This window comes from Streptomyces sp. NPDC059373, from assembly GCF_042751495.1.
Classification (GTDB): Bacteria; Actinomycetota; Actinomycetes; order Streptomycetales; family Streptomycetaceae; genus Actinacidiphila.
Genome location: NZ_JBHYXC010000018.1, coordinates 1 through 12,071, shown reverse-complemented (window position 1 = coordinate 12,071; position 12,071 = coordinate 1). Strand labels below are relative to the sequence as shown.

Genomic DNA, 12,071 nt, shown 5'->3' with positions numbered 1-12,071 from the left:
CGCTGCGAGCAGTGAGCGGCACGGTTCTAGCGGGTGCGCTCGTCTTCGCATCGGCTCCTATGGCCGCTGCCGACCAGACTCGACAGGACCAGTGGCCGCTCAAGGCGTTCGACGCCGAATCCATCTGGAAGGTCTCGAAGGGCAAGGGCGTCACCGTCGCTGTAATTGATACCGGAGTGAACGCCCAGCACGTCGACCTGAAGGGCAGCGTGATTGAAGGCAAGGATTTCGTGGACGGAGGGGCGACCACGCCGGATGCCGGTGACAACCACGGCACCGAGATGGCTTCGATCATTGCAGGGCACGGTCACGGGCCGGGTTCCGCAGACGGCGTGATGGGGCTCGCGCCGGAGGCGAAGATTCTGGATATCCGTGACCTGGGTCAGAACGACGACAAGTTCACCGCATCGATTCGCTATGCGGTGGACCATGGTGCCGAGGTGATCAACATTTCACAGGGCGGTGGCGCCGCGCTCGATTCAGGCGCTGAAGAGGACGCGATCGCCTACGCACTGAAGCACAACGTCGTCGTAGTAGCGGCAACTGGTAATGATGGCAGGCAGGCAGGGGCATATCCGGCCAAGTACCCGGGAGTGGTCGCGGTCGGGGGCGTAAAGAATGACGGCGAGATCTGGGAGAAATCCAACTACGGACCCGAAGTTCTGCTAGCCGCCCCGGCTACGAGCATTGTTTCTGCCGGAGCAGTCTCCAGCACCTCATATCGCTCGGGCGATGGCACTTCTGAGGCGAGCGCCTACGTCTCCGCCGCCGCTGCCCTGCTCCGCGCCAAGTTCCCCAAGCTCACGGCCGGCCAGATCGTGAACCGCCTCACCAAGACGGCCGGCCTCCCCACCTCCGCCAAGGGGCTCAGCCTCCCCGACAAGCACTACGGTTACGGCTTCATCCAGCCCCTTGCCGCCCTGACCAAGGACATTCCGGCGGGCTCCGAGTACGGCCCCCTCTCGGTCCCCAAGTCCCTCCAGGCCCACCAGAGCGCGTCGGCCGACCCGTCGTCGAAGGCCACGGCTGCCCCCCAGTCCGGCTCTTCCACTGACTCCGGCAGCGGGAACACGCTCCTCTGGGTCGGCCTGGGCATCGTCGGCATCATCGTCCTCGTCGTCGTCATCCTCCTGGTCGTCAAGGCCTCGCGCCGCAACGGCGGCGGTGGCGGCAACGGCCCCGGCGGCGGTACTCCCGGCGCCTATGGCCCCGGCCCGGGCTACCCGCCGTACGGCCAGCAGCAGCCCGCGCCCACGCCGCAGAACTACCCGTACCCCCAGAGCCAGCCGAACCCGTATCAGCAGCCCCCGAACCCCAACCAGTGGTCGAACCAGTGAGGCGTTGAACAACTCGAGGAGGATCGCCGAACGGACGGGCAGGGTCCTCCGGCGGTCGTATCATGCCTTCGGTTGATCGTCATTTTGGGATGACGATGCCAGGCATTTGTTGTCAACGGGGACGGGGCGAGGTATGAGTACTCCCTTCGATGCGCGAGGGGACAGCGGTGGGAGCACTCCGATGGAGTTGAACTCCGTCGCTGCGGACCCCGGCGGCGGGGGCGGAAGCGGCTCCTCGGGCGTCAGTAAGGCTGACACGCAGCGGATGGACCAGGCGGCCAACGCGCTGGTCGAGCTGCGCGGTGACACCGAGAACGTCGACAACACCGCCGATGACGACACCCTCGGCGCGATCAGGGGCCTCAACAAGCACGCCGGCGGCGCCGTCGCCGACGGGGGTTCCTGGGAGACCGCAGGCGCCTTGATGAGTATGGACGTCCGCTGGGGCACCCAGGTCCTCAACCTCAAGAGCATGCTTCAGGACATCAGCGACAAGCTCCACACCACCACCGGTCATTACACCCGAACCGAGGAAGAAGAACGGGCGCGCATGTCCGCGCCCCCTTCCGCTTTCGGATGAGTCGGAAGTCCCGAAGACAAGACCGGAAGCTGGACTGGAGCCACATCGCACATGCTGTCCCTCGTCTACCTCAAAGAGGCCGACCTCGGCCCGCTGGCCACCGCCGCCGATTCCTGGAAGGCCCTGCCCGCCAAGTACGAGAGCCTGCACGGCGAGTTCGACCGACGGGTTATCAACCACCTGAAGGGGCACTGGGAGGGCGATGCCGCAGACTCGGCGTTCGCCACCATGAAGAAGGCCCGCCAGCAGTACAAGGACGCCGCGACCGAGGCCGGCCGCGTGGCCAAGCTCCTTCAGGACGCCCACACCGAGTTCGCCAAGTACCAGAACAAGCTGCGTGCCCTGCTCGACGAGGCATCAGACGACAGCTTCCGCGTATCCGACAACGGCGCCATCGAGGACGTGGACTCCCGCTGGGACAGCCCGACCGCCTCCAATGCGCCGGACTTCGCACCTGAGCGCGAGAAGAAGCTGAAGTCGCTGAAGTCCCGGTTGACGGAGATCCTCGAACAGGCCGCTGCCGCCGACGAGGCCGCCGCCGCAGGCCTCAACCGCGATGCCAATGGCGACAGTGAGTCCTTCAACACCAGCGTTTACACCAGCCTCGATGCCGTCGAGGCCGACGAGGCGTCCAAGCTGATGAAGAAGAAGGGGCGCCTGTCCGATGCCGAGATCACGAAGCTCAATCACCTCCTTGAGGTGAACAAGAACGACCCCGAGTTCTCCCGCAGGTTCGCGGTCGAGACGGGCGCGGACAACATGCTGAGCAAGTACAACCAGCTCATCAACCCGCCGGCCGGGACGACATTGTCCAAGGGGCAGCTGGCCGAGCTCAAGGAACTCCAGAAGAACCTGGGCACCACCATGGCCACTGCGACCACCTCTGACGACCACGCCAAGCACCCGGACCCGGCTGTCACCAAGTTCCAGAACGACCTCCTGGCAGCAGGCCAGCACGACTTCAACGCCAACCCCACCGAGTCCCCCTACGGGCTCAACGGCTACCAGCTCACCAGCAGCCTGATGGGTAACGGCACATGGGACACCGACTTCCTCCAGGGCTACGGCGACAATCTCATCGCCGCAGAGAAGAACGGTGCCAACGGCGGCCAGAATCCCAATGTCTATTGGAGCGGCGGCAGCACGCGTTCCCTGGGCTCAACCCATCTCGGCGCGCTCGATCCGATGACGGGCTTCATGGATGCCCTGGGCCACAACCCGGAGGCATCCACCGAGTTCCTCACCTCCGACTCCACTGCCGACGGGGAACAGGTCGACCACCTCGACTACCTGTTGAAGGACCGCAAGTGGCCCGAAGGGGCGGAGTACACAGGCGACTCCAAGGACCCCAGTGGCTACAACAACCTCGGCCATGCAATGGAGTCAGCCACGACGGGCCGCTCCTTCGATGACGAGGACGGTGCCCCGGTGAAGCACACTCCCGAGCGGGCAGCGCTGATGAAGCAACTGGTCGACACCATCGGAAGCGACCCCAGCCTGATCAGTGACTCGCCGCGGGACTCGATGCGGGACAGCCTGGGCAACATGACGGCCGAGTACATGGCGGACGTGCAGTCCGCCATCGGTAATCAACAGGGCTCTATCAAGACCTTCGGGACCGATGCCAACCTCGACATGGGCACCCTCGAACCCTTCCTTGCGACGGTAGGGCGGGATCCCGGCGCGTACGTCGCGATCACCGAGGCCCAACAGGCAAACACCGCCATCTGGATGCAGCATGTTGCCGAGAGCAACCCATCAGACCTGACCGCCGCGATGGAGAACGTTGCGAAGCCGGGGGGCGTCGTGGCCGGCATTATGAGCGATGCGCGCGACCAGGCTATCTACGAAGAGCACTCAGCAGCCGACCAGGACTTCAACGACGCGGTGTCAACCGGTGATAAATGGGCGGGCCGCGGCCTGGGCATGGCGGTTGGTGCGGCCACGAGCGCTTCCGCACCGATCGTGGGAACAATTGCTGGCTGGGCCGTCGAGGATATGCAGGCTCTCGTGGTGGAGCAGATTCAGAAGGACACCACGGACGAGGCCAGGCAGGATGCAAATGTCAAGTATGCGGACGGTTGGAATGCCGTGGGTGACTCCAGTGCGGAATCGGTACGCCAGGCAATCGCACGTTCGGGGCGGCACATGTCCGAAACCAACCTCAATCAGCTGGCCGGTTCAGTAGCGTCAGCTGCTCAAAGTGGATATACCGCAGGAACCGCCTGGAACTCTTCGGTGAGTGGACGATGATCTCTATGCTGCTTTGCCCCCCTCAACTACGCGGGACTTCCGGATCGCGGCAGAAACTCCGGTGCGCGGCTGCGCTCGTCGTGATGCTGATGACCGTATCCGGGTGCAGCAGTAGCGGAAGCGACCGGACGGACAAGCGCAGCACATCGGTGTGCGACGGGAAGCTCACAGGAGATGCCTTCGAAACGGTTGTTGGAAGCGGCGGCGTGATCGAGGAGAGGACCAGCGATTTCCGCCCGAAGAAGTGGACGGCGTATGGGTACTGCAACCTCTACAGTAAAGAGCACTTCGTAGAGATTGATTATCTTTGGTACTCGGACACGATCACCGACCTGGAGCGTGTCAAGTCGCCGAGTCCGTCCAATGCCAAGACCTTCAGGGTTGGTTCGGCTGTTGGGTACGTCGAGAGGAACCGGGCGCGGGTGGTCATTCCGTGCTCTATCCCGGGAACGCCCACGAGTGAGCATCATCTGCTCCAGGTCGAGGTGAAGGACAACCCTCCTTCGATGCGAACGCTCGACGGTGAACTGGGCAAGGCATTCACCTCGGCTGCGACCATCGCCGCGCGCTACATAGCCGGTGAAGTGTTCGATTGCGCTGCGATCCAGTCCGGGGCGAGCGGTGGATCGAGCTCGCCGAGTCCGTCGGCCGGCTGAGGCCCGACGTCGTGGCCGCGGCGGGAAGGATGAGGGCGGGGGCGGCCCAGGGAGCCGTGACGACCGGGGCGTTGCGCACTGTGAAATCCCTGTGGCAACGGCCGGGAATGTGGTTCCCGGGGCGGGTGGGACTGCCTAGGGTCCGAGTGTCCCTTCTCCCCACCGCACCGGAGGACCCCTGTGCGCAAGAGACTGCTCGCCCTTACTGCCGGAACCGCCGCACTGCTGCTGGCCGTCCCGGCATCGGCCGCCGACGCCGGACCCGGCGCCGCCGGTATCGGCGATCCGTACTACCCCACGTACGGCAATGGCGGCTACGACGTCTCCCACTACGACCTGCGCCTGAAGTACCAGCCGGCCACCGACGAGCTGGAGGGTACGGCGACCATCCTGGCCACGCCCACCCAGGGACTGACCCGCTTCAACCTCGACTTCGCACTGGACGTGGACGAGGTGCGGGTCAACGGGACCAAGGCCGCGTTCGCAGCCACCGGTGAGCAGGAGCTGGAGATCACCCCGGCGAAGCCGCTCGAGCAGGGCAAACAGGCCACGGTCGTCGTGCGGTACCACGGCGTTCCGTCCGCGGTTCAGCGCTACGGCTTCACGTCGTACCAGCGCACGCCCGACGGAGGGGTGAACGCCAACGAGCCCGAGGCCGCGTGGTGGTGGTTCCCCAGCAACGACCATCCCCTCGACAAGGCCACGTACGACGTGTCGGTGTCCGTGCCGGACGGTACCCAGGCGATCAGTAACGGGGTGCTGGTCTCCAGCAGCTCCAAGCTGGGCTGGACGCGCTACAACTGGCGGGAGAACAAGCCGCAGGCGACCTATCTCGCGACGCTGGCCATAGGCCACTTCGACATCACCACCAGCACCAGCGACGGCGGCGTCCCCGTCATCAACGCCTACTCGACCGACCTCGGCGACAACGACGGCGCCGCCCGCGCCAGTGTGGAGCGCACCGGCGAGATCGTCGACTGGCTCAGCGGCTACTTCGGCCCGTACCCGTTCAGCATGGCGGGGGGTTACGTGCCCAACGTGAAGAGCGGTTTCGCGCTGGAGACCCAGACCAGGGTCTTCTACAGCCCCAAGCAGTTCGCCAACGGCTCCAACACTTCGGTGGTCGTGCACGAACTGGCCCACCAGTGGTGGGGCGACAGTGTCTCCCTGGAGCGCTGGTCCGACATCTGGCTCAACGAGGGCTTCGCCCGCTACGCCCAGTGGCTCTGGTCCGAGCACGAGGACGAGGGCACCGCGCAGGAACTCGCCGACTACGTCTACGACCTCCACCCCGCCACGGACGCCTTCTGGACCGTCGCGCCCGGTGACCCGGGCCCGGAGAACCAGTTCGACATCGCCGTCTACGACCGCGGCGCCCTCGCCATCCAGGCCCTGCGCAACGCCATCGGTGACGACGACTTCTTCCAGCTCCTCAAGACCTGGCCCACCGAGCGCCGCTACGGCAACGGCACTATCGCCGACTTCCAGGCCCTCGCGGAGCAGATCTCCGGCCAGGACCTCGGCGCGCTGTTCCAGACCTGGCTCTACGCCACCGCCAAGCCCGCCGCCCCCGCCGCGACTGCCCTGGGCGTACGGGCCGACGCCGAGCAGCCCAAGTCCTGGAAGCAGATCGCCGCGACGAACGGCGTGCACGGCGGCTGACCACCCGGCCGGCCCGGCGCGGTGGGCGTGACTTCGGGGTCCTTCCCTGGTAGCTGATGGGGGGTCAGCTTCAGGGAAGGAGCCCGGCATGCCCGCACCCGCGTCCGCGTCCGTCTCCCGCCGTACCGTTCTACGGATCCTCGGCGGGGCCGTGGCCGTCGTCACCGCCACGACCGGACGGGCCAGGGCGGCCGACGGGAGACGGGTCGAGCGGCTGCTCGGGCGGCTCACGCTCGACGAGAAGCTGAGCCTGCTGCATGGGGCGACCGACCCGGCGCCGCTCGGGCAGGCCGGGTACATCCCGGGTGTGGCACGGCTGCGGATTCCGTCGCTGCGGCTGTCGGACGGCCCGGCCGGGGTGAGGGTGACCGCGCCCGCGACGGCGTTGCCGGCGCCCGCGCTGCTGGCGTCGGCCTTCGATCCGGGGCTGGCGCGGGAGTACGGGAGGGTGATCGGCCGGGAGGGCCGGGCGCTGGGCCAGGACGTACTGCTGTCGCCGATGGTCAACCTCATCAGGACCCCGTACGCGGGCCGCAACTTCGAGACCTTCAGCGAGGATCCGCTGCTTGCGGCGGACCTGGTCGGCGCCGAGGTGCGCGGGATCCAGAGCCAGGGGCTGATCGCGACGGTGAAGCACTTCGCGCTCAACAACCAGGAGTACGAGCGCGAGTCGATCAATGTCGTGGCCGACGAGCAGGCGATGCACGAGACCGAGCTGCGCGGTTTCGAGGCCGCCGTCCGCGCCGGGGTGGGCGCGGTGATGGGGGCGTACAACAAGGTCAACGGCACCTTCGCCTGCGAGAGCCCGTATCTGCTCGGCACGGTGCTGCGCGAGCAGTGGGGCTTCGGCGGCTGGGTGATGACGGACTGGTCCGCCGCCCACAGCACGGCCCCGGCGATCCGGGCGGGCCTGGACATGGAGATGCCCGACGGTACGTACTTCGGGGCCGCGCTCAAGAAGGCGGTCGCCGACGGCACGGTCCCCGAGGCGCTGGTCGACCGCTCGGTGCGGCGCGTCCTGATCGTCATGGACCGCTTCGGGCTGCTCGGCGGGGCCGTGCCGGCCCGCCCGGCCCGGGACGCCTCCGCCGGGGCCCGCACCGCGCTGAAGGTCGCCACGCGGGGTGGGGTGCTGCTCCGCAATGAGCGCGCGGCGCTGCCGCTGGCCGGCGCGGCGGCCCGCAGCATCGCCGTGATCGGCCCGACCGGCTCGGTGCCGTTCGTGAGCGGCGGCGGCAGCGCGCATGTCGTGGCGGACCGGGCGGACAGCCCCCTGAAGGCGATCCGGGCGCGGGCCGAGCGGGGCGGCGAGGTCACGTACGCGCTGGGAGAGGACGTCTACGGCAGGGTCTTCCACGAGCACGCCATCGCACCCGGCGCCACCTACACCCACGACATCGACGTGACGGCCGACCGGGACGACGACGCGTGGACCCTCCTCATCCACTACACCGGCGCGCACGCCGACCGCCCCGAGGTCGTCCTGGACGGCGGCACGGAGCTGTTCCCCCAACGCGCCGGATACGCCGAGAACTTCAGCGGCGGGCTGATCTCCACGACCGCCGACGGCATGTCCGTCCGCCGCAGGACCCTGAAGCTGACGGCGGGCGCCCACCGGCTCACCGTCACCGGCACAGGCGGCACCGGGGGCCGGACCTTCCGCCTCGCGAGGATCACCAGCGCCTCGCGCGCCGAGGACGTCGCGGCGGCGGCGAAGGCGGCACGGGCCGCACGCGCGGCCGTGGTCTTCGCGTACGAGGACGCCACCGAGGGCCGGGACCGTACGACGATCCGGCTGCCCGGCAACCAGGACGCGCTGATCGAGGCGGTCACCGCGGCCAACCCCCGGACCGTGGTGGTCCTCAACACCTCCTCCAGCGCCGCCATGCCCTGGCTGGACCGCACCGCGGCCGTGCTGCAGATGTACTACCCGGGCCAGGAGGGCGCCGCCGCCACCGCCGCCCTGCTCTTCGGCGACGCCAACCCCGGCGGCCGGCTCAGCCAGACCTTCCCTGCCGCCGACGACCGGCACCCGGTGTCCGGCGATCACCGCCGCTATCCCGGCGTGGGCGGCGAGGAACGCTACGCCGAGGGCATCCGCATCGGCTACCGCTGGTACGACGAGGAGGGCGTCGAGCCGCTCTTCCCCTTCGGGCACGGACTGTCGTACACGACGTTCGCCTACTCGGGCCTGGCCGCCGAGCCCGAGGGACACGGCCTGCGGGTGCGCTTCACCGTACGCAACACCGGGCAGCGGCGCGGCAGCGACGTCCCCCAGGTCTACGTCGGCCCGTCGCCGGACCTCGCCCTCCCACAGGCCCGCAAGACCCTCGCCGGCTACCAGCGGATCGACCTCGCGCCCGGCCGCTCCCGCACGCTCACCCTGCGCATCCCGGCCCGGCTGTTGTCCTCCTGGGACCCCGCGGCCCATCGCTGGGTGCTGGGGACGGGACGACGGGCGGTACATCTGGCCGCGTCGGCGGCCGATCCGCGGCTGAGCCGGGCGGTGGTGGTCCGCTAGGGCCTGTCGGCCGGATCATGCCGGGCTCGCGACGCTCCCCCAGCTGGACGCTGGGTGGGGGTCCCCCCGGCCGAAGGCCGGGGGAGTGCCCCCAGGCACGGCACCTTGCGGCTCCCTGATCCAGCCTGATGCACAAGACTGGCCCTAACCCAGCCGCGCCAGCAGCAGCGCCACATCGTCGTCGGGCGCGCGGTGGAGGGCGTCGAGCACCAGGTCACAGGTCTGCTCTAGGGGCCGGTGGTCGCCTTCGAGGAGGCCGAGCAGCAGCTGCAGCCCGACGTCGATGTCCTTGCGGCGGTCCTCCACCAGCCCGTCCGTGAAGAGGGCGAGCATTGCGCCCTCCTCCAGCGTGTACTCGGCGATGCCGAACGGAACGCCGCCCACGCCGAGCGGCGCGCCGACCGGGACGTCGAGCAGCTGGGCCCGTCCCTCGGGCGGGATCATCACCGGGGGCAGATGCCCGGCGCTGGAGAAGACGCAGCGCCCGGTGCGGGGGTCGCACACCGCGTAGACGCAGGTCACGATCGTCTCGGCGCCCAGCGTGACCGGGATGTCGTCGAGGTGCCGCAGCAGCTCGTCGGGGGCGAGGCCGAGCTGCGCGAAGGCCCGGGTGGCGGTGCGCAGCTGGCCCATGATGGCGGCGGCCTGCACACCCTTGCCCATGACGTCGCCGACGATGAGCCCGACCTTGCCGCCCTTGAGCGGCAGGACGTCGAACCAGTCCCCGCCGATGTCGCTGACCGCCGGCAGATACCGGAAGGCGATCTCCATGCCGTCGATCTCCGGCGGCGCCTGCGGGAGCAGGCTGCGCTGCAGGGCGAGGGCGGTCTCGCGCTCGGCGGCGTAGAGCCGGGCGTTGTCGATGGATATCGCGGCGCGGGCGGCCAGCTCGCAGGCCAGGGTGCGGTCCTCGTCGTCGAAGGGGCGCTGGTTCTTCGTACGGAAGAGGCTGAGCGTGCCCAGCACATCGCCGCGCGCGATCAGCGGCGCCGCCAGATAGGAGTGGGCGCCGGAGGCCAGCAGCACTCCCGCGGCCTCGTCGTTGCGGGCGATGCGCCGCATCATGCGGGCGTCCACCTGGCGTACCAGAACGGGCTTGCCCTGCCGGACGCTCTTGGTGATCAGCCGGGTCGGCCCGTACGAGGCGAGTTCACCGACCGGGTCGGCGGCGTTGATGGCGTCGGTGGGGTCTTCGGACGCGACCGCCAGCGCCCGGAACTGCGCGGAGCCGTCGTCGGCCATGGCCGCGTCGGCAGAGGTACGCCCCCTCAGGACGGAGTCGAGGACGTCGACGGCGGCCATGTCGGCGAGCCGTGGAACGGCCACGTCGGCCAGCTCGCGGGCGGTCTGGTTGAGGTCCAGGGTGGTGCCGATCCGCGTACCGGCCTCGGCGATCAGGGCGAGGCGGCCGCGCGCCTCGGCGATCTCATTGGTCTGCCGTACCCGCTCCGACACGTCGATGGCCGAGGCCGCCAGGCCCAGCACATTCCCGGCGGGGTCGTCGATCCGGTAGTACGAGACCGACCAGGCGTGGTCACGGTCCGGGTCGGCCAGGGTCCGGCCGATGAGCTGGCGGTCGATCAGCGGCTGCCCGGTCGCCAGCACCTCGCGCATGGCGGCCTCGATCGCCTCGGAGTCGACCTCGGGCGCGATCTCGCCGGCGCGCAGGCCCAGCATGGCGGCCGAGGGTATCCCGGTGATCTCCACCTCGGCCTGGTTGGCCCGCACCAGCCGCAGGTCGGTGTCGAAGACCGCGATCGCGATCGGCGACTGCTCGACCAGGCTGCTGGAGATGGCCAGGTCGGTCTCGACGCTCCGTACGGTGGCGACGTCGGCGCCCATACCGAGGGCGTAGATCCGCCCGTCGACGTCGTCCAGCCGCATGTTGCGGAATTCCACGTACTGGTCGGTACCGTCCTTGCGCCGCACCGGGAAGACGCCCGCCCAGGCCTCGCCCGCCCTGACCTGCTCGAACAGCTCCGTGACCAGGGCGAAGTTCTCCGGGGCGACCAGCCTCGCACCGCTGTGGCCCAGGATCTCGTCCGGCGTGTAACCGAACAGCTGTTCCGCCTCGGGGCTCCAGAGGGTGACCCGCCCGTCGTAGTCCAGGACGAATGCGGCGACCCGCAACAAGTCCAGCAGCCCGCCAGGCGCGGCGCTGACGTCTCCCTGTTTCGCGTCTGCCTCGCCGACCCTGGCCCCGAGGTCGTGCGTACGCATACCGGTCCTCTTTCCTGCCGCCTACCCCCGAAACGGTGTACGGGAGCGTAGCCGCCACCCGCCCTCCGTACGGGCCGCAGTGAAGACAGGTCCTGTTCGACCCCCATTTTCTCATGAGAGGGGAAATCGAAGGGGAAAACGCGAAGGCGCCCTTCCCGGAGGAAGGGCGCCTCGTGGAGGTGCGCCGTCAGGGACTTGAACCCCGAACCCGCTGATTAAGAGTCAGCTGCTCTGCCAATTGAGCTAACGGCGCTCACCAACGGCACAATCATACGTGGTCGGAGGGGGTGCTGCCGACCACCACCCCCTCCGAACGCATCCCCATCAGCTCAGCCCGAAGGCCCGGATGATCTCCTGGCTGACGGTGCCGCCCGCCCCGTCGCCGGCGGTGGCCCTCAGCGACACGAACCCCCCTGACGTGCGCGGAGTCCGGATCTCGGCGGTCCAGCGGCCGCCGTGCGGGTTGTGCAGCGACACCGGCCGCCAGGTCTTTCCGTCGTCGTACGAGACCGGCAGCGTGGCCGTTGTCGCCTTCGTCACACTGTCCAGCCACTCCTGCGTGTTCCCCGGACGGGGTGGCCGCGGCCGGCTGCCGGCGTCAGCGGTGAGCCGAGAGTGACGGCGACCGCTGTGGCGGTCGCCGTGACCGGGACACGACGACTGGCCCGGAAACGTCTTGCATTACGGGACCTCTGTGGTTGCGCACATGTCATGCACAGGAGGTGCACATCCCCACGCATGGGCCCACGCACCACTAGGCCGCGGGGGGGGTGCGGCGTTGGGGGGTGCCCCCCCGGGCCGGGGGCCGCCCCGGCCCGGGGCGGGGGGGGGGGGCCGGCCGA

At 68.9% G+C, this 12,071-nt stretch carries 8 protein-coding genes and 1 tRNA gene; 6 read left to right on the top strand and 3 right to left on the bottom strand.

The genetic code is table 11. The features are described from left to right. The first annotated feature begins 11 nt into the window (after window positions 1-11). From mycP to ACFXJ5_RS23205, 6 genes are all read left to right on the top strand, one after another. Entirely contained in the window at window positions 12-1,337 is a 1,326-nt protein-coding gene (mycP, locus tag ACFXJ5_RS23230) for a type VII secretion-associated serine protease mycosin (RefSeq protein WP_384634152.1), read from the top strand. Window positions 1,338-1,518: 181 nt separating this feature from the next. Further along, window positions 1,519-1,917 carry a hypothetical protein gene (locus ACFXJ5_RS23225; RefSeq protein ID WP_384634149.1) on the top strand — a complete coding sequence of 133 codons (399 nt, stop codon included), beginning with the start codon at window positions 1,519-1,521 and terminating at the stop codon, window positions 1,915-1,917. Window positions 1,918-1,968: 51 nt separating this feature from the next. Beyond that, window positions 1,969-4,170 (top strand): DUF6571 family protein, encoded by a 2,202-nt coding sequence (locus tag ACFXJ5_RS23220; RefSeq protein ID WP_384634147.1) that lies wholly within the window; start codon window positions 1,969-1,971, stop codon window positions 4,168-4,170. Window positions 4,171-4,253: 83 nt separating this feature from the next. Then, the gene (locus ACFXJ5_RS23215) at window positions 4,254-4,826 is read left to right on the top strand and encodes a hypothetical protein (RefSeq protein ID WP_384634144.1); all 573 of its coding nucleotides are present in this window, start codon (window positions 4,254-4,256) and stop codon (window positions 4,824-4,826) included. A gap of 180 nt (window positions 4,827-5,006) precedes the next feature. Next, window positions 5,007-6,488, top strand: coding sequence for a M1 family metallopeptidase (locus tag ACFXJ5_RS23210; RefSeq protein ID WP_384634141.1), 1,482 nt, complete (start codon window positions 5,007-5,009; stop codon window positions 6,486-6,488). Between the two features lie 88 nt (window positions 6,489-6,576). Next, window positions 6,577-9,009, top strand: coding sequence for a beta-glucosidase (locus ACFXJ5_RS23205; protein ID WP_384634138.1), 2,433 nt, complete (start codon window positions 6,577-6,579; stop codon window positions 9,007-9,009). Between the two features lie 144 nt (window positions 9,010-9,153). Here ACFXJ5_RS23205 and ACFXJ5_RS23200 read toward each other — a convergent pair whose 3' ends face one another. The 3 genes from ACFXJ5_RS23200 to ACFXJ5_RS23190 all read right to left on the bottom strand — a co-directional run bounded on the left by ACFXJ5_RS23200 (window position 9,154) and on the right by ACFXJ5_RS23190 (window position 11,769). Then, entirely contained in the window at window positions 9,154-11,229 is a 2,076-nt protein-coding gene (locus ACFXJ5_RS23200) for a SpoIIE family protein phosphatase (protein WP_384634135.1), read from the bottom strand. A gap of 180 nt (window positions 11,230-11,409) precedes the next feature. Continuing rightward, a tRNA-Lys gene (locus ACFXJ5_RS23195) sits at window positions 11,410-11,482 on the bottom strand. A 71-nt stretch (window positions 11,483-11,553) separates the two neighbouring features. Further along, on the bottom strand, window positions 11,554-11,769 hold the full coding sequence (locus ACFXJ5_RS23190) for a hypothetical protein (RefSeq protein ID WP_384634132.1): 216 nt from the start codon (window positions 11,767-11,769) through the stop codon (window positions 11,554-11,556). Between the last annotated feature and the right edge of the window lie 302 nt (window positions 11,770-12,071).